Source organism: Enterobacter sp. D2, from assembly GCF_034427575.1.
Lineage (GTDB): Bacteria > Pseudomonadota > Gammaproteobacteria > Enterobacterales > Enterobacteriaceae > Enterobacter > Enterobacter cloacae_M.
Genome location: NZ_JAXQPP010000001.1, coordinates 2,176,385 through 2,193,666 on the forward strand (window position 1 = coordinate 2,176,385; position 17,282 = coordinate 2,193,666).

General features: G+C 58.0%; 16 protein-coding genes. 7 read left to right on the forward strand and 9 right to left on the reverse strand.

Going from position 1 to position 17,282, the window contains the following annotated elements:
* Nucleotides 1–131 precede the first annotated feature (131 nt).
* Together SPG90_RS10405 and SPG90_RS10410 are read left to right on the forward strand one after the other, a co-directional pair.
* Nucleotides 132–464, forward strand: a complete 333-nt coding sequence (locus SPG90_RS10405; protein ID WP_023336316.1) for an RcnB family protein — start codon at nucleotides 132–134, stop codon at nucleotides 462–464.
* Nucleotides 439–894, forward strand: a complete 456-nt coding sequence (locus SPG90_RS10410; protein WP_322408118.1) for a GNAT family N-acetyltransferase — start codon at nucleotides 439–441, stop codon at nucleotides 892–894. The genes SPG90_RS10405 and SPG90_RS10410 overlap by 26 nt, the downstream gene beginning before the upstream one ends.
* 95 nt (nucleotides 895–989) lie before the next feature.
* Here the strand turns inward: SPG90_RS10410 and apbC are convergent, their stop codons facing one another.
* Nucleotides 990–2,099: an iron-sulfur cluster carrier protein ApbC gene (gene apbC, locus SPG90_RS10415; protein WP_163354014.1), complete on the reverse strand. Its 1,110-nt coding sequence runs from the start codon at nucleotides 2,097–2,099 to the stop codon at nucleotides 990–992.
* 166 nt (nucleotides 2,100–2,265) lie between these two features.
* Between apbC and metG the strand changes: the two genes are divergently transcribed.
* On the forward strand, nucleotides 2,266–4,299 hold the full coding sequence (gene metG, locus SPG90_RS10420; protein WP_248201085.1) for a methionine--tRNA ligase: 2,034 nt from the start codon (nucleotides 2,266–2,268) through the stop codon (nucleotides 4,297–4,299).
* A 106-nt stretch (nucleotides 4,300–4,405) separates the two neighbouring features.
* Here metG and SPG90_RS10425 read toward each other — a convergent pair whose 3' ends face one another.
* Genes SPG90_RS10425 through SPG90_RS10435 form a run of 3 tightly spaced genes read right to left on the reverse strand, consistent with a single transcriptional unit; the run spans nucleotide 4,406 to nucleotide 7,321 of the window.
* On the reverse strand, nucleotides 4,406–4,876 hold the full coding sequence (locus SPG90_RS10425; protein WP_045402911.1) for a DUF1456 family protein: 471 nt from the start codon (nucleotides 4,874–4,876) through the stop codon (nucleotides 4,406–4,408).
* A gap of 46 nt (nucleotides 4,877–4,922) precedes the next feature.
* Nucleotides 4,923–5,642 (reverse strand): two-component system response regulator BtsR, encoded by a 720-nt coding sequence (gene btsR, locus SPG90_RS10430; RefSeq protein WP_322408119.1) that lies wholly within the window; start codon nucleotides 5,640–5,642, stop codon nucleotides 4,923–4,925.
* Nucleotides 5,636–7,321, reverse strand: a complete 1,686-nt coding sequence (locus tag SPG90_RS10435) for a sensor histidine kinase (protein ID WP_213751412.1) — start codon at nucleotides 7,319–7,321, stop codon at nucleotides 5,636–5,638. Before SPG90_RS10435 ends, btsR begins: the two co-directional genes overlap by 7 nt.
* 217 nt (nucleotides 7,322–7,538) lie before the next feature.
* On the opposite strand from SPG90_RS10435, the gene mlrA reads away from it, so the two are divergent.
* The gene (mlrA, locus tag SPG90_RS10440) at nucleotides 7,539–8,279 is read left to right on the forward strand and encodes an HTH-type transcriptional regulator MlrA (protein WP_047174116.1); all 741 of its coding nucleotides are present in this window, start codon (nucleotides 7,539–7,541) and stop codon (nucleotides 8,277–8,279) included.
* A 69-nt stretch (nucleotides 8,280–8,348) separates the two neighbouring features.
* Nucleotides 8,349–8,462 (forward strand): protein YohO, encoded by a 114-nt coding sequence (locus SPG90_RS10445; RefSeq protein ID WP_008500895.1) that lies wholly within the window; start codon nucleotides 8,349–8,351, stop codon nucleotides 8,460–8,462.
* Here SPG90_RS10445 and SPG90_RS10450 read toward each other — a convergent pair.
* The 5 genes from SPG90_RS10450 to bglX form a co-directional block, all read right to left on the reverse strand.
* Nucleotides 8,437–9,174, reverse strand: coding sequence for an ABC transporter permease (locus SPG90_RS10450; RefSeq protein ID WP_322408120.1), 738 nt, complete (start codon nucleotides 9,172–9,174; stop codon nucleotides 8,437–8,439). The two genes, SPG90_RS10445 and SPG90_RS10450, sit on opposite strands and share 26 nt — an antisense overlap.
* The gene (locus SPG90_RS10455) at nucleotides 9,158–10,108 is read right to left on the reverse strand and encodes an ABC transporter ATP-binding protein (RefSeq protein WP_045402898.1); all 951 of its coding nucleotides are present in this window, start codon (nucleotides 10,106–10,108) and stop codon (nucleotides 9,158–9,160) included. Before SPG90_RS10455 ends, SPG90_RS10450 begins: the two co-directional genes overlap by 17 nt.
* Entirely contained in the window at nucleotides 10,101–11,258 is a 1,158-nt protein-coding gene (locus tag SPG90_RS10460) for an ABC transporter permease (protein ID WP_126303459.1), read from the reverse strand. The genes SPG90_RS10455 and SPG90_RS10460 overlap by 8 nt, the downstream gene beginning before the upstream one ends.
* Before the next feature lie 12 nt (nucleotides 11,259–11,270).
* Complete coding sequence (locus SPG90_RS10465) at nucleotides 11,271–12,188, reverse strand: ABC transporter substrate-binding protein (protein WP_023312449.1); 918 nt, start codon at nucleotides 12,186–12,188, stop codon at nucleotides 11,271–11,273.
* A gap of 145 nt (nucleotides 12,189–12,333) precedes the next feature.
* Nucleotides 12,334–14,631 carry a beta-glucosidase BglX gene (bglX, locus tag SPG90_RS10470; protein ID WP_126303460.1) on the reverse strand — a complete coding sequence of 766 codons (2,298 nt, stop codon included), beginning with the start codon at nucleotides 14,629–14,631 and terminating at the stop codon, nucleotides 12,334–12,336.
* Nucleotides 14,632–14,820: 189 nt separating this feature from the next.
* Here bglX and dld point away from each other — a divergent pair, with 189 nt between their 5' ends.
* Together dld and SPG90_RS10480 are read left to right on the forward strand one after the other, a co-directional pair.
* Nucleotides 14,821–16,569 carry a D-lactate dehydrogenase gene (dld, locus tag SPG90_RS10475; RefSeq protein WP_322408121.1) on the forward strand — a complete coding sequence of 583 codons (1,749 nt, stop codon included), beginning with the start codon at nucleotides 14,821–14,823 and terminating at the stop codon, nucleotides 16,567–16,569.
* Between the two features lie 112 nt (nucleotides 16,570–16,681).
* Complete coding sequence (locus SPG90_RS10480) at nucleotides 16,682–17,236, forward strand: GNAT family N-acetyltransferase (protein WP_032658926.1); 555 nt, start codon at nucleotides 16,682–16,684, stop codon at nucleotides 17,234–17,236.
* Nucleotides 17,237–17,282: the final 46 nt, after the last annotated feature.

A 17,282-nucleotide genomic window follows, 5' to 3' on the forward strand; every position in this document is an offset into this window, starting at 1 on the left:
TACACAAAACCGTGTACTTTTGTTACATTTTTTTCAAACATACCTTGTGTTGATACTTAAAATGGACTGTCTGCTCCGCTTTGCACGACTTGCAGACGACAAGTATCTGTAACGATATCACTGGAGAAAAAATGGCTAAGCGTAAATTGCTGCTTCTGGGTGTATTACTGTCTCTGGCGGGATCCGCATTCGCTGCCCCGCAAACGGCCGCTGCGCCATCCGGCATCAAGGCCTATGAAGAACAAGAGTTCATCGCTGACTTTACGAAATTCAAGATTGGCGACACGGCGCCGGCGCAGTATCAAACGCCGGAGTACACCATCAAACAGTACCAGTTACGTAACCTGCCGGCTCCGGATGCCGGAACCCACTGGACCTATATGGGTGAGAACTACGTGCTGATCGGCGATGCTGATGGCAAGATCTACAAAGCCTACAATGGAGATATTTTCTATCACCGCTAACGCAATTGTGATTCGCCCCTGGCAGGAAAGTGACCGCCCTTTCCTGCGCACGCTCTACCTCCACGCCCGGCGTGAAGCCTGGCCATGGCTGGACAGTGCAGACTGGCAGCTTGAAGACTTTGACGCGGTCACCCGTGACGAAGTGATTTGGGTTGCCACGCAAAACGGCCATCGACTGGGTTTTGCTTCCATCTGGACGAACGATAATTTTCTGCACAACCTCTTTGTTGACCCGCAGTATCAAAGCCACGGCGTCGGGAAAATGCTCCTGGAACAGGTGCAGAAGACGTTTACCAGTATGGGTTCGCTTAAGTGTCTGGTGAAGAATGCGCGGGCTGTCGCGTTTTACCAGCGGCACGGCTGGCACATTGAGGCGACGGGGGATTCTCCGGACGGAGAGTATTATTTGATGCACTATCGGTTGGGTTAAAGTCGGGTGGCGGCTTCGCCTTACCCGACCTACGTGATAGTGCCAGTTGTAGGCCAGGTAAGCGAAGCGCCACCCGGCAATTCAACGCGAAGGCGTTACACCGCGCGGAACGCGATTTCGCCCGGGATCACTTCGCCCTGCCAGTAAAGCTGCGCCGCAACGCGACCCGCTAGCTGACGATACATCTCTGCAAATTCGCTGTCCGGACGTCTGACCACTGTCGGCTTTCCGCTGTCCAGATCTTCACGGAGGGTAATGTGCAGCGGCATCTGCCCCAGCAGCTGAGTGTGATACTTCGCAGCCAGTTTTTCTGCACCACCCGTACCGAAGATAGGTTCGTGGTGACCGCAGTTGCTGCAGATGTGCACGCTCATGTTCTCGACGATACCGAGCACCGGCACTTCCACCTTCTCGAACATCACGATGCCTTTTTTGGCGTCGATCAGCGCAATATCCTGCGGCGTAGTCACGACGACCGCCCCCGTGACCGGAATGTTCTGCGCCAGCGTCAGCTGAATGTCACCGGTGCCCGGCGGCATGTCCAGCACCAGATAATCCAGATCCGGCCACATCGTCTCCTGCAGCATCTGCAGCAGCGCTTTGCTGGCCATCGGGCCGCGCCAGACCATGGCGTTATCGTCGGTCACCAGGTAACCGATCGAGTTGGTCGCCAGACCGTGAGCCATAATTGGCGCCATATGGGTCCCGTCCGGCGAGGTTGGGCGCTGGTTTTCCGCGCCCAGCATGTTCGGAATAGACGGACCGTAGATATCGGCATCCAGAATACCGACCTTTGCCCCTTCCGCTGCCAGCGCGAGCGCCAGGTTAACGGCCGTAGAGGATTTCCCTACCCCGCCCTTGCCCGAGCTGACGGCAATGATATTTTTCACGCCGTTCACGCCAGGCTGGTTTTTCACGCGCTTCAGCGTGGCGATGCTGTGGCTCAACTTCCAGTCGATCGCCTTCGCACCGGTAATGCGCAGCAGCTCAGAGCTGGTCTGCTCTTTCAGCGCATCAAAGGCGCTGGTCCAGACGAACGGCATCTGCAGCTCAATGTGCAGGGTATCGTCCAGCCAGGCAACGTGGTGTAACGCTTTCAGCGTAGTGAGATTGTGCTTCAGGGTTGGATGCTGAAAGTTAGCCAGCGTCCCGGCGACCATTGCTCGTAAGGCTTCCGGTGATTTGGCCTGGGATTGAGAACTCATCCCGACTCCTTTGTAGTTGTTCTGAAAAAAGACGTGTAATTACCAAGTTTACCCCAGAGGTAACAATTATTCATTTATGGATTAATGCCCTTATCACTTGGCGTAGTTATTACCTTTCGGGTAACATCAAAAACCCTTTTCACAGTTAAAAGAAGTAATGCCTACTATGACTCAAGTCGCGAAGAAAATTCTGGTAACGTGCGCGCTGCCGTACGCCAACGGCTCAATCCACCTCGGCCACATGCTGGAGCATATCCAGGCTGATGTCTGGGTCCGTTACCAGCGAATGCGCGGCCACGAGGTTAATTTCATCTGTGCGGACGATGCTCACGGCACGCCGATCATGCTGAAAGCGCAGCAGCTGGGGATCTCCCCCGAGCAGATGATTGCCGAAATGAGTCAGGAGCATCAGACCGATTTTGCTGGCTTTGACATCAGCTATGACAACTATCACTCCACGCACAGCGAAGAAAACCGCGAGCTGTCGGAGCTGATCTACACCCGCCTGAAAGAGAACGGTTTTATCAAAAACCGCACCATCTCTCAGCTTTACGATCCGGAAAAAGGCATGTTCCTGCCGGACCGTTTCGTCAAAGGCACCTGTCCGAAATGTAAATCCCCGGACCAGTACGGCGATAACTGCGAAGTGTGCGGCGCGACCTACAGCCCGACCGAGCTTATCGAGCCGAAATCCGTGGTTTCCGGCGCCACGCCCGTCATGCGTGACTCCGAGCACTTCTTCTTCGACCTGCCGTCCTTCAGCGAAATGCTGCAGGCGTGGACCCGCAGCGGCGCGCTGCAGGAGCAGGTGGCGAACAAAATGCAGGAGTGGTTCGAATCCGGCCTGCAGCAGTGGGATATCTCCCGCGATGCGCCGTACTTCGGCTTTGAAATCCCGAACGCGCCGGGCAAATACTTCTACGTCTGGCTGGACGCGCCAATCGGCTACATGGGCTCCTTCAAGAACCTGTGCGACAAGCGTGGCGACACCGTCAGCTTCGACGAATACTGGAAGAAAGATTCCACGGCAGAGCTGTATCACTTTATCGGTAAAGACATCGTTTATTTCCACAGCCTGTTCTGGCCGGCGATGCTGGAAGGCAGCAACTTCCGCAAGCCAACTAACCTGTTCGTACACGGCTACGTGACGGTGAACGGCGCGAAGATGTCCAAGTCTCGCGGGACGTTCATTAAGGCCAGCACCTGGCTGAACCACTTCGACGCGGACAGCCTGCGCTACTACTACACCGCGAAGCTCTCTTCCCGCATCGACGACATCGACCTGAACCTGGAAGATTTCGTGCAGCGCGTGAACGCGGACATCGTCAACAAGGTGGTGAACCTGGCCTCCCGTAACGCGGGCTTTATCGCCAAACGTTTTGACGGCGTGATGGCGGCTGAACTGGCCGATCCTGACCTGTACAAAACCTTTACCGACGCGGCAGCCACCATTGGCGACGCGTGGGAAACCCGTGAGTTCGGCAAAGCGGTGCGCGAAATCATGGCCCTGGCTGACCTGGCGAACCGCTATGTGGACGAGCAGGCACCGTGGGTTGTCGCGAAACAGGAAGGCCGCGATGCCGACCTGCAGGCCATCTGCTCCATGGGCATCAACCTGTTCCGCGTGCTGATGACGTACCTGAAGCCGGTTCTGCCACAGCTGGCAGCCCGCGCCGAAGCGTTCCTGAACACCGAACTGACCTGGGATGCCATGGCGCAGCCGCTGCTCGGCCACAAGGTGAACACCTTTAAAGCGCTGTACAACCGCATCGAGATGAAGCAGGTTGAAGCCCTGGTGGAAGCGTCTAAAGAAGAGGTGAAGGCGGCTTCGGCACCGGTCACCGGCCCGCTGGCAGACGATCCGATTCAGGAGACCATTACCTTTGACGATTTCGCCAAAGTTGACCTGCGCGTGGCGCTGATCGAAAACGCGGAATTCGTGGAAGGATCTGACAAGCTGCTGCGCCTGACGCTGGATCTGGGCGGAGAGAAGCGTAACGTCTTCTCCGGCATCCGTTCAGCCTACCCTGACCCGCAGGTGCTGATCGGTCGTCAAACCGTGATGGTGGCGAACCTGGCGCCGCGCAAAATGCGCTTCGGCATCTCTGAAGGGATGGTGATGGCCGCAGGCCCTGGCGGGAAAGATATCTTCCTGTTAAGCCCTGACGAAGGCGCGAAGCCTGGCCAGCAGGTGAAATAACAAAAAAGCCGGAGATTCTCTCCGGCTTTTTTTATGGCGTTTTGTTTTCTCCCTCTCCACGTGGGAGGGGGTCGGGGTGAGGGCATCAGGTCGCACCCTACCGCCTTTACGCCTTGGGGTGATGCACCCGGTGGGTCAGCCCGCGCAGGAAATTTCGCAGAAACTGATCGCCGCACTCGCGGTAATTTTTATGATCCGGCGCGCGCATCATGGCGGTCACTTCCGGCACGGATACGCGGTATTTTTGCTCCGTCATGATCGCCACGATATCGTCCGTTTTCAGCGAGAACGCGATGCGCAGCTTTTTCAGTACCGTGTTGTTGTTCACGCGACGCTCCAGTGCCAGTTCTGGCGCAGCCGGATCTTTGCCACGCTTATCGTAAATCAGGCCGTTCAGGAAACCCGACAGAATAATGTCCGGGCAGCGAACGAAGCCCTCTTCGTCTTCTTTGGTCATCCAGGTATCGAAACCTGCAGACGTGGATTCCATGTGCGACAGCGCAAGAATGCGCACCATGTCATTATTGTTTGCTTTCAGGGTGTAGCGCAGGCTACGAAGAATGTCGTTACTTAGCATAGAGCCTTCGAATGTCGATGATGCAATGGCGCGCAGTGTACCAGTTTTACAGCCCAATCGCCTCTTTCAAACTCTTGAGATAGCGACGGCTGACGGGTACCGTTTGCCCGGCACGCAGCACCAGCTCGGCCTGGCCGTTATCTTCCAGGCGAATCTCTTTCAGGTGCGCCATGTTCACCAGATACTGGCGATGGCAGCGGATCAGCGGCGTGCGGCTCTCCAGCGTGCGCAGGGTCAGCTCGGTAAATCCTTCATTCCCTTCCGCGCTGGTGACAAACACCCCGCTCAGGCGGCTGCTGACAAACGCCACATCATCCATCTGCAGAAGATAAATCCGGCTGTGCCCGGTGCAGGGGATAAACTTCAGCAGCTGCTGGTTTTCCGGCAGCAGCGTGACGTCCTGTACGGTTCGCTCCTGGCGTAAACGGGTGAGCGTTTTTTCCAGACGCTTCTCTTCAATCGGCTTGAGTAAATAGTCAAACGCGTGCTCCTCAAAGGCCTTAACGGCATATTCGTCGAACGCCGTCAGAAACACGATATAGGGGCGATGCGCCGGGTCGAGCATGCCGACCATCTCCAGCCCGCTGATGCGGGGCATCTGAATATCGAGGAACAGCACGTCCGGGCGCAGCTTGTGCACCGCGCCGATGGCCTCAATGGCGTTCGCGCACTCACCCACAATCTCAATATCTGGCTGCTCCTGCAGCAGAACGCGCAGGTTTTCTCGTGCCAGCGGCTCGTCATCCACGATCAGCACTCTTAACATGCGTTTTCCTCCAGCGGCAGTCGTACGGTAATACGGGTAAATCGGTCTGGCTCACAGGCGACGCTAATCCCACAGTCGTCGCCAAAATGGGCGCGCAGGCGTTTATCCACCAGGCTCATCCCCAAACCGCCGGAGGCGGAAGGCTGATAAAGCCCGGCATTATCTTCAATATCCAGCACCAGATGGTGGTTGAAACGGCTGGCGGCAATGGTTATCTCCCCCGTTCCCAGAAGCTGTGACGTGCCGTGTTTAATGGCGTTTTCGACAATAGGCTGCAGGGTAAAGGCCGGGAGATGCTGATACGCCAGCTCGTCCGGAACGGAGAGCGACACCTGCAGGCGCGACTGGAAACGCGCCTGCTCGATCTGCAGATAGGCATTCACGTGCTCAATCTCATCGGCGAGTGTCACGATCTCGGACGGCCGTTTCAGGTTCTTACGGAAAAAGGTCGACAGAAACTGCACCAGCTGCGCGGCCTGATCGCTGTCGCGGCGGATCACCGCTTTGAGCGTGTTGAGGGCATTAAACAGGAAATGCGGGTTGACCTGAGCATGCAGCAGCTTAATTTCGGACTGCGTCAGCAGGGCTTTCTGCCGTTCATATTGCCCGGCGAGGATTTGCGCGGACAGCAGCTGGGCTATCCCCTCCCCCAGCGTGCGGTTGATGGAGCTGAACAGACGGTTTTTGGCCTCATACAGCTTAATAGTCCCCATAACCCGCTGATTTTCCCCGCGCAGCGGAATTACCAGCGTGGAACCCAGCTTGCACTGCGGATGCAGCGAACAGCGGTAAGGCACTTCGTTACCGTCGGCATACACCACCTCACCGGTTTCGATGGCGCGCAGCGTATAGGCTGAGGAGATCGGTTTACCCGGCAGATGGTGATCGTCCCCGGTGCCGGTAAAGGCCAGCAGCCGCTCGCGGTCGGTTATGGCCACCGCGCCGATATCCAGCTCTTTGTAGAGCACCTGCGCGACCTTCATGCTGTTCTCTTCGTTAAACCCCTGGCGCAGGATCCCTTCGGTCGAGGCGGCGACCTTCAGCGCCGTGGCGGAAAACGCCGAGGTGTACTTCTCAAACATGGCGCGCTTGTCGAGCAGAATGCGCATAAACAGCGCCGCGCCTACGGTGTTGGTGACCATCATCGGGGCGGCAATACTGCTGACCAGATGCAGCGCATCCTCAAACGGACGGGCAATGAGCAGAATGATCGCCATCTGCGCCACTTCGGCCACAAAGGTAATGGCACCGGCGGTAAGCGGGCTAAAGACTTTATCCGGGCGGCCGCGTTTGATCATGTAGCTGTGCACCAGCCCGCCGAGCAGCCCTTCCACGATAGTGGAGATCATGCAGCTGAGCGCCGTCATCCCGCCCATGGAATAGCGATGCAGCCCCCCGGTTAAGCCGACAAGCCCACCGACGACGGGACCGCCCAGCAGCCCGCCCATCACCGCGCCGATAGCGCGCGTGTTGGCAATAGAGTCTTCGATATGGAGACCAAAATAGGTCCCCATAATGCAGAAAATAGAGAAGGTAACGTAGCAGAGCAGCTTATGCGGCAGGCGTACGGTAACCTGCATCAGAGGGATAAACAGGCGCGTTTTGCTCATCAGCCAGGCTATGACCAGAAACACGCACATCTGCTGAAGCAACAGCAGCACCAGATTAAACTCGTACATACTCAAAACCGCACACGCTAAAAACGCGTAACATACACTGATGCGGGTTTACTTTCTTTGAAGCATCCCAAAAAAGCGCAAAATCGTGTCCGTTATCACACCTTTTTCTGAATATCGCGCATGCTTCGCATTGTTTGTTCAAAAATCAATCAATCCTTCCTGGTTCGTCAAAGTGGGTCTACAGTTAAGCTGGGAACGCGTAAGCCAGGGGGCGAATATGGCGCTTTACACGATAGGTGAAGTGGCACTCCTTTGTGATATCAATCCCGTTACCCTACGGGCGTGGCAGCGACGGTATGGATTGCTTAAACCGCAGAGGACCGACGGTGGGCATCGCCTTTTCAATGAGGCCGATATCGACCGCATCCGCGAAATTAAAAGCTGGATCGACAACGGAGTGCAGGTCGGCAAAGTGAAGTCCCTGCTGAGCCATAATGACCCGGACACGCAACACCTCTGGCGCGAACAACAGGAAACATTGTTGAGACTCCTCCAGGCGGGCAATCTTCAGCGCCTGCGCGGATGGATAAAAGAGCAGGGTCGCGATTATCCGGCGCAAACGCTGATCTCCCATCTTTTCATTCCGCTCCGGCGACGCCTGCAGTGCCAGCAGTCCACCCTGCAGGCGCTGCTCAGCATGCTCGACGGGGTGCTGATCAACTACATTGCCGTCTGCCTTGCCTCAGCGAAGAACAAGGCCGGAAAAGATGCGCTGGTTGTCGGCTGGAACGTGCACGATACCACCCGCCTGTGGCTGGAAGCGTGGATTGCGACCCAGAAGGGCTGGCGCGTGGATGTTCTGGCGCACTCGCTGGCGCAGCTCAAACCTGAGTTTTTCGACGGCCAGACCCTGCTGGTCTGGTGTGGAGAAGTGCCCTCCGCCTCGCAGCAGCAGCTGCTGACGGAATGGCGTGAGAATGGTTACCCGGTCTATTCCCTTGGCCCGGATGAGCCATAACGGCATTTAATGGTTCATTAACAGCTGCGCTTCACCGTATAATTGTTCCGTTAACAACAGGAGCACATGATGAAGGCAACCAAACTGGCCATTATTACCCTTTTTGTCCTGATGGCCGTGAGCGGTATCGGCGGCGTGATGCTGGCAGGGTACTCGTTTATTGTTCGCGGCGGTGTCGGCTGAGGTAAAGCGTCAGCCGCTCAAAAAGGCGATCGACGACGATGGCCGCCAGCGCGACCAGCACCGCCCCCTGCACAATATAAGCCGTATTAAACCCGCTTAAGCCGATAATGATCGGCGTCCCCAGCGTATTGGCACCGACCGTCGACGCAATGGTCGCCGTCCCGATGTTAATGATGACCGACGTGCGGATCCCGGCAATAATAACCGGCGCCGCAAGCGGCAGTTCAACCTTGCGCAGCCGCTGGCCGCGACTCATCCCCATCCCTTCTGCCACGCTCAGCACTGACGCCGGTACCGCCGCGAGGCCCGCCAGCGTGCCCTGCAGCACCGGCAATACGCCGTATAGAATCAGCGCAATGATCGCCGGCTGCTGACCAAAGCCCATCACCGGAACCGCTATCGCCAGCACCGCCACCGGGGGAAACGTCTGGCCAATCGCCGCTATCGTCTCCACCAGCGGGCGAAACTCCCGACCCGCAGGCCGCGTGATCGCGATGCCCGCCCCCACGCCCAGCACGATCGCGACAGCGCTTGAGAGCGCCACCAGCCAGAGATGCGCCAGGGCGAGATTAATAAAGCTCTCCTGCTGATAAACCGGCCGCGGCAGCCCCGGAAAAAGAGTGTTAAACAGCGCCGCGCTGTGGGGCATCAGAAACAGTAAGGCGACAAAGAGCGCTACCAGCCAGAGGAGCGGATCACGCAGTGCATTCACGCGTCACCTCCCCGGCTAGCAGATCGCGAAAATGTAAGGTTCCGCATGGCGTACCGCGCGAGTCCGAGACGGGCAATACCTCGCACTGGCGCGCGACAAACGCCGAGAGGGCATCCCGCAGGCTCATCTGCGCCTGCAGCGGTTCGCCGCTGACCGGCACCTCCTCCCGACGCATATAGTCGCTGACCGTCCGCAGGGAGAGCAGCCTCACGCCCAGCTCGCTGCGGCCAAAAAACTCGCGCACAAAGTCGTTCTTCGGCCATGTTAATAGCTTAAGCGGCGAGCCCTGCTGCACCACTTCGCCATGATCCATCAGCACCAGATGGTCGGCCAGGCGCAGGGCTTCATCAATATCGTGCGTCACGAGAACGATCGTGCGCCCGAGAATGCGGTGAATGCGGGTCATCTCCGCCTGCAGCGCGCCCCGTGTGACCGGATCCAGCGCGCCGAAGGGTTCATCCATCAGCAGCACCTGCGGGTTAGCCGCCAGCGCGCGCGCCACGCCCACGCGCTGCTGCTGGCCTCCGGAAAGCTGGTGCGGATAGCGATCGCGCAGCGCGGGCTCCAGGCCCAGGAGCGCCATGAGTTCATCCACCCGGTCAGCGATTTTTGTCCGCGACCATTTCTCCAGCTGCAGCACGGTGGCGATGTTCTGCGCCACCGTCCAGTGGGGAAACAGGCCGATAGACTGAATGGCATAGCCCATCCGGCGACGCAGCTCCAGCACCGGCAGGCTGCGGATCTCTTCTCCGGCAAAGCGGATCACCCCGCTGTCATGCTCAACCAGGCGGTTGATCATCTTCAGGGTGGTGGATTTTCCCGAGCCCGAGGTGCCAATCAGCACGGAAAACGCCCCCTCGGCAAAGTTCAGGTTCAGATGGCTCGCCGCCGGGCGACCGGCAAAGGTTTTACTGACATCATGAAATTCAATCATTGGCTCTTCTCCTGAGCAGCGCGAGCCATAAGGCAAACAGCGCGTCGACGACAACCGCCAGCGCAATCGTGGGCACCACGCCCAGCAACACAAGATCGAGGGCACTGCTGAGCAGCCCCTGGAACACCAGCGCGCCAAAGCCGCCCGCACCAATCAGCGCCGCAATCACCGCCATGCCGACGGTTTGTACCACCACCACCCGCAGGCTGCGCAGCAGCAGGGGCAGCGCCAGGGGGAGCTGAATTTTCCAGAAACACTGCCGCGCGCTCATCCCCATCGCATGGGCGCTTTCAAGCACATCCGGCGCGACCTGGCTCAGGCCCGCGACCACGCCGCGCACCAGCGGCAGCAGCGCATACAGCACCAGCGCGATAAGCGCGGGCGTTAACCCCGTTCCGGCTATGCCAAGCGTTCCCAGCACCGGAAATGACTTCACCAGCCCCGCCAGCGGGGCAATCAGCAGGCCAAACAGCGCGACGGAAGGTATGGTCTGGATCACGTTGAGCACGGCAAAGACCCCACCCTGGCGTGAAGGATGACGATAGCACCACATGCCGAGCGGTATCCCGATCAGCAGAGCCGGGATCAGCGTGCCAAAAAGGATCGTCAGGTGTTGCGCCAGGGCATCATCAAACACCTCCTGACGGTTGGCGTACTCTTTCAGCAACGAGAGATTGTTCAGCTCACCGCTGAACAGCAGGAACAAGGGAATACACCATATCTGCGCGTTGAGCACCCAGCGCCAGACGGCGCTGGAGATGAGTCGACGAATGGCATCGCTGCTGGCCAGCAGACACAGCGCCAGCCACAGCCAGAGGCCGCTGCCCACCGTGGTTCTCGCCAGCGGGCTTTCCGCCGACGCCATATGCGTCGCCGCCTGCCCGGCTCCCCAGAAGAGGAGGATAAACAGCCCTTCAGCAAGGAACAGCGTCAGCCACTGCGCCGTGCGCCCTTGCCAGAGCGATAGCGCAACCCACGCGCCCAGCGCCGCGGCCAGCCACCACGGCGTGAACGCCCACACTTCCCAGAGATAGCGCCCTTCCCCCGACATCAGGCGGTTTGGGGCAACGTTGACAAACGGTAACGCGACCGCCGCGATGGCCACGCAGGCCAGCAGCAGCAGTACGCGGTTATGACATTTTATTGGCACAGCCCTTTCCCGTTACTTCACAAGCCCTTGTTGTTTCAGGAAGTCGGCGGCCACTTTTTTGGCATCCAGCCCCTCGACGGCAATGCTGGCGTTCAGCTGCTGCAGCGTTTTTTCATCCAGTTTTTCGAAGACCGGTTTGAGCCAGTCGGCAATCTCCGGATAGGCTTTCAGCACCGACTCACGTACGACCGGGGTCGGAGCGTAAATCGGCTGTACGCCTTTTGGATCGGTCAGGGTTTGCAGGCCGAGCGCCGCAACCGGGCCGTCGGTGCCGTAGGCCATTGCCGCGTTAACGCCGGAAGTTTGCTGCGCCGCCGCCTTGATGGTTACCGCCGTATCCCCGCCCGCCAGCGAGAGCAGCTGCGCCTGGTCGAGCTTGAAGTCGTAGGCTTTTTCAAACGCCGGGAGCGCGTCAGGACGCTCGATAAACTCCGCGGACGCAGCCAGCTTAAAGTCGCCCTTCTCTTTCAGATAGCGGCTGAGATCCGCCAGAGACGTCAGCTTACCTTTCTCCGCCACGTCCTTGCGCACGGCGATAGTCCAGGTGTTGTTGGCCGGGGCCGGCGTCAGCCAGACCAGCTTGTTCTGTTCCGCGTCGAGTTTTTTGACTTTCTCATACCCGGCTTTGGCGTTTTTCCATGCCGGATCGTTTTCATCTTTGAAGAAGAATGCCCCGTTGCCGGTGTATTCCGGATAGATATCCAGCTCGCCGGAGGTGATCGCCCCGCGCACGACGGGCGTGGTGCCGAGCTGAACTTTATTGACGGTTTTCACGCCGTGGCTTTCCAGCACCTGCAAAATAATATTGCCGAGCAGCGCGCCTTCGGTATCGATCTTTGAGCCCACTTTTACCGGCTCCGCCGCCTGTAACGGCAGGCTTAGTGCCGCCAGCAGCACCGCAGATCCCAACATCCCCTTTGCAATCGTCATTCCGCTATCCTCATTTTTTTATCGCCTTTTTCAGAGGCTTGAGAGAAAAGCGTAGCTTAAAACAGCGGATTTACCCGGCAAAATGCCTTTTTAGCATAACGTAAGACGCATCCCCCGGAAGTCGGGGGATGCAAAGGAGGGAAGGTTACAGCAGCTCGAACTCGCCTTTATTCACGCGGGCGGAATCCACCCCGATAAAGACGTTAAACTTGCCTGGCTCCGCATCGTATTTCATCTGCTGGTTCCAGAACTTCAGCGCCTCCACGTCAATCGGGAAGCTGATGGTTTGGGTTTCGCCAGGCTTCAGATTGACCTTCTCGAAGCCGCGCAGCTGCTTAACAGGACGGCTCATCGAGGCGGTGACATCCTGGACGTACATCTGAATTACCGTTGCCCCTTCGCGCTTGCCGGTGTTGGTCACCTCAACGCTGGCGGTAACTTTGCCGTCACGCTTCAGGGTCGGCGCCGACATTTTCACGTCAGAAACCTTGAAGGTGGTGTAGCTCAGGCCGTAACCAAACGGATACAGCGGGCCGTTAGCTTCGTCGAAGTAACGGGACGTGTACTTGTTCGGCTTATCGGCGTTATACGGGCGACCGGTGTTCAGGTGGCTGTAGTAGACCGGGATCTGCCCGACGGAGCGCGGGAAGGACATCGGCAGCTTGCCCGACGGGTTGTAATCACCAAACAGCACGTCGGCGATGGCGTTACCGCCTTCGGTACCGGCAAACCAGGTTTCCAGAATGGCGTCAGCCTGCTGGTCCTCTTTCACCAGCGCCAGCGGACGACCGTTCATCAGCACCAGCACCAGCGGCTTGCCGGTGGCTTTCAGGGCGGCGATCAGATCGCGCTGGCTCTGCGGGATGGTGATGTCGGTACGGCTGGAGGCCTCGTGCGCCATACCCTGCGCTTCGCCCACAACTGCGACAACGACGTCAGACTGTTTCGCGGTATTCACCGCCTCGTCGATCATCTCCTTCGGCGTGCGCGGATCGACCTTCACCGCTTCCTCGTACTGGTTGAGGAAGGTGACGATGTCTTTGTCGTTGGTGACGTTCGCCCCTTTGGCGTACACCACTTTCGCGTTATCACCCACGGCACTCTTAATCCCGGTCAGCACGGTCACGGACTGATCGGCCACGCCTGCCGCAGACCAGCTGCCCATCACGTCGCGCTTGCTGTCGGCCAGCGGGCCCACTACGGCAATGGTGCCGGATTTTTTCAGCGGCAGCGTGTCGAGGCGGTTTTTCAGCAGCACCAGGCTTTCGCGCGCCACGTCACGCGCTTCTTTGCGGTGCAGGCGGCTTTCAGCGTTGGTATCTGCCGGGTCAGAGTCTTTCGGGCCCAGGTGGCTGTACGGATCGTTAAACAGCCCCATGTCGTATTTCACGTTCAGCACGTGGCGCGCGGCATCGTCCAGCTCCGCCATCGTTACCTTGCCGCTCTTCACCAGCCCCGGCAGGTATTTGCTGTAATACTCGTCGCTCATGCTCATGTTGATGCCGGACTTGAGCGCCACGCGCACCGCGTCTTCCGGATCGGACGCGGTACCGTGTTTAATCAGCTCTTTAATCGCGCCGTGGTCAGAAACGGTGATGCCCTTAAAGCCCCACTGGTCGCGCAGCACGTCTTTCAGCAGCCAGGAGTCAGAGGTCGCAGGCGTGCCGTTCAGCGAGTTCAGCGCTACCATCACCGCGCCGCTGCCCGCATCCAGCCCCGCCTTGTACGGCGGCATGTAGTCGTTGAACAGGCGCTGCGGGCTCATGTCGACGGTGTTGTACTCTTTCCCGCCTTCAACCGCGCCGTAGGCCGCAAAATGCTTCACGCTGGTCATCACCGAGTAGCGGTCCGCCGGACTTTTGCCCTGCATCGCTTCCACCATGGTTTTACCCATTGTGGCCGTTAAATACGTATCTTCACCAAAGCCTTCCGACGCGCGGCCCCAGCGCGGATCGCGCGAGACGTCCACCATTGGCGCCCAGGTCATGTTCAGGCCGTCGTCCGCCGCTTCATAAGCCGACACGCGCCCGACGGTTTTCACCGCGTCGAGGTTAAAGGAGGAGGCTAAACCGAGGCTAATTGGGAAAACGGTACGCTGACCGTGCACCACGTCATAGGCAAAGAACAGAGGAATTTTCAGGCGGCTGAGATCCATCACCTGATCCTGCATCTTGCGGATATCCTGGCGGGTGACGGTATTAAAGATGGCCCCAACCTGCCCGTCTTTGATCATCTCGCGGATGGCCTCTTTCGGGTTATCCGGACCGACGCTGATAAGACGCAGCTGGCCGATTTTCTCATCAACCGTCATTTTCTTGAGCAATTCAGTGACAAACGCGTCCCGTGCTTCAGGCGTGAGCGGGTGATTACCAAACAAATCCTCTGCCAGCGCAGGTTGCAGCGCCAGGCTGACGGCGACACCTACAGAACATAGCCATTTCATGTCGTTTTACTCTCTCATCAATAACCGCCGGACGATCTCGGCCATACCGTGCGAAAAGCGCAGTGTGCCACAAACCCTCGAAACGTTGCAGGGTTATTCTCTGATTTTTCTCGTGAATACTCGACCGCTTAACAGTTAATCGCGCTATGCTTTACAGCGAGAAATTTGCCCCACCACAAGGAGTGGAAGATGACTTCTGTTCGAAGAAACGATAACACGGCTTTTATTAACGAACTGTCGCGCCTGGTTGGCTCCTCTCACCTGCTTACCGACCCGGCCAAAACCGCCCGCTACCGCAAAGGTTTCCGCTCCGGTCAGGGTGAGGCGCTGGCGGTGGTCTTCCCCGGCACGCTGCTGGAGCTGTGGCGCGTGCTGAGCGCCTGCGTCGCCGCCGACAAGATTATTTTAATGCAGGCCGCCAATACCGGCCTGACCGAAGGCTCCACGCCGAACGGCAACGATTACGATCGCGACATCGTGATTATCAGCACCCTGCGCCTCGACAAGCTGCACCTGCTGGATAAAGGCGAGCAGGTGCTCGCGTTCCCCGGCACGACGCTCTACTCCCTGGAAAAAGCGCTTAAGCCGCTGGGCCGTGAGCCGCACTCGGTGATTGGCTCCTCCTGCATTGGCGCCTCGGTGGTCGGTGGGATCTGCAACAACTCCGGCGGCTCGCTGGTGCAGCGCGGCCCGGCCTACACCGAGATGTCGCTGTTTGCCCGTATTGACGAAAACGGCAAGCTGACGCTGGTGAACCATCTGGGAATCGATCTCGGCGTGACGCCAGAGCAGATCCTCAGCAAGCTTGACGACGATCGCGTGAAGGACGAAGACGTGCAGCACGACGGCCGCCACGCGCACGATCACGACTACGTGACCCGCGTGCGGGATATCGACGCCGATACGCCGGCGCGCTACAACGCCGACCCGGACCGCCTGTTTGAATCCTCCGGCTGCGCCGGGAAGCTGGCCGTGTTTGCCGTGCGTCTGGATACCTTCCCGGCGGAGAAAAAGCAGCAGGTGTTCTACATCGGTACCAATCAGCCTGAGGTTCTGACCGAAATTCGTCGTCATATTCTGGGCGAATTCACCCATCTGCCGGTGGCGGGCGAGTACATGCACCGGGACATTTACGACATCGCCGAGCGTTACGGCAAAGATACGTTCCTGATGATCGACAAGCTCGGCACCGACAAAATGCCGTTCTTCTTCACCATGAAGGGACGCACCGACGCGATGCTGGAGAAAGTGTCGCTGTTCAAACCCCACTTCACCGACCGCTTTATGCAGAAGCTGGGCAACGTTTTCCCGGCGCATCTGCCGGAGCGAATGAAAACCTGGCGCGATAAGTACGAGCATCACCTGCTGCTGAAAATGGCCGGAGACGGAATTACCGAAGCGCAGTCCTGGCTGACCGAATTCTTCAAAACCGCCGAAGGGGATTTCTTTGCCTGCACGCCTGAAGAGGGCAGCAAAGCGTTCCTGCACCGTTTTGCCGCCGCAGGTGCCGCCATTCGTTATCAGGCGGTGCATTCCGAAGAGGTGGAAGATATTCTGGCGCTGGATATCGCCCTGCGACGTAACGACACCGAGTGGTTTGAGCACCTCCCGCCGGAAATCGACAGCAAGCTGGTGCATAAGCTCTATTACGGCCACTTTATGTGTTATGTCTTCCATCAGGATTACATCGTCAAAAAAGGGGTCGATGCGCACGAACTGAAGGAGCAGATGCTCGCCCTGCTGCGTGAACGCGGCGCACAATATCCTGCGGAACATAACGTCGGGCATCTTTATAAAGCCCCTGACGCACTTAAGCAGTTTTATCGCGAGAATGACCCTACAAACAGCATGAACCCCGGCATTGGTAAAACAACGCGGAAGAAATACTGGAAAGAAGAGGCAGATGCGGAGCAGCGCGTAACGCAAGCGTCTGATTAATTCCTACAGCCAAATTTGAGAGATTGTTTAGCGTGCCTTAATCGTAATAGAGTAACCGTCTGACGCCGGAGGAACGTTTCTCCGGTTTTCTATAACGAGGAGCAGGCACATCATGTCGGCTATTGATGTTTTATCCGAGACCGAACTGGAAGTGCGCGATGCCCTTCCCGATGATGTGCATGCCATCGCCGCCATCTATGCCTGGCATGTGCTGCACGGGCGCGCGTCATTTGAAGAAGTCCCCCCTACCATCGACGAAATGCGTCAGCGTATGAAAAGCGTGGCTGAGAGCGGTTTGCCGTGGCTTATCGCGCTGTATCGCGGCATCGTGGTGGGCTACTGCTACGCCACGCCCTACCGCCCGCGACACGCCTACCGCTATACCCTGGAAGAGTCGATTTACGTGGATGCCAGCATCACCGGGCGCGGTTTTGGTTCGGCATTAATGGATGCGCTAATCGCCCGCTGCGAGCAAGGCCCGTGGCGGCAGATGATTGCCGTTGTGGGAGATGGCAACAATAATGCCGGCTCATTGCGGCTGCATAAAAAGCATGGCTTCGTGATTGTCGGTCAGCTGCGCAGCGTAGGCTATAAGAAAGGTGACTGGCGGGATACGGTGATTATGCAGCGCTCGCTCAACGATGGGGACTGGACACTACCGGAATAAACGCAAAACGGTAACCTGGGTTACCGTTTTTAGTGTTTTCTCCCTC

Bases quoted from the DNA above. Each gene is read 5' to 3' on its own strand.
- mlrA (WP_047174116.1), top strand. From the start codon at position 7,539: ATGGCGCTTTACACGATAGGTGAAGTGGCACTCCTTTGTGATATCAAT.
- apbC (WP_163354014.1), bottom strand. From the start codon at position 2,099: ATGAGTTCTCAATCCCAGGCCAAATCACCGGAAGCCTTACGAGCAATG.
- dld (WP_322408121.1), top strand. From the start codon at position 14,821: ATGACTTCTGTTCGAAGAAACGATAACACGGCTTTTATTAACGAACTG.
- SPG90_RS10455 (WP_045402898.1), bottom strand. From the start codon at position 10,108: ATGATTGAATTTCATGATGTCAGTAAAACCTTTGCCGGTCGCCCGGCG.
- metG (WP_248201085.1), top strand. From the start codon at position 2,266: ATGACTCAAGTCGCGAAGAAAATTCTGGTAACGTGCGCGCTGCCGTAC.
- SPG90_RS10435 (WP_213751412.1), bottom strand. From the start codon at position 7,321: ATGTACGAGTTTAATCTGGTGCTGCTGTTGCTTCAGCAGATGTGCGTG.
- SPG90_RS10410 (WP_322408118.1), top strand. From the start codon at position 439: ATGGAGATATTTTCTATCACCGCTAACGCAATTGTGATTCGCCCCTGG.
- SPG90_RS10480 (WP_032658926.1), top strand. From the start codon at position 16,682: ATGTCGGCTATTGATGTTTTATCCGAGACCGAACTGGAAGTGCGCGAT.
- SPG90_RS10405 (WP_023336316.1), top strand. From the start codon at position 132: ATGGCTAAGCGTAAATTGCTGCTTCTGGGTGTATTACTGTCTCTGGCG.
- SPG90_RS10425 (WP_045402911.1), bottom strand. From the start codon at position 4,876: ATGCTAAGTAACGACATTCTTCGTAGCCTGCGCTACACCCTGAAAGCA.
- SPG90_RS10445 (WP_008500895.1), top strand. From the start codon at position 8,349: ATGAAGGCAACCAAACTGGCCATTATTACCCTTTTTGTCCTGATGGCC.
- SPG90_RS10465 (WP_023312449.1), bottom strand. From the start codon at position 12,188: ATGACGATTGCAAAGGGGATGTTGGGATCTGCGGTGCTGCTGGCGGCA.
- btsR (WP_322408119.1), bottom strand. From the start codon at position 5,642: ATGTTAAGAGTGCTGATCGTGGATGACGAGCCGCTGGCACGAGAAAAC.
- bglX (WP_126303460.1), bottom strand. From the start codon at position 14,631: ATGAAATGGCTATGTTCTGTAGGTGTCGCCGTCAGCCTGGCGCTGCAA.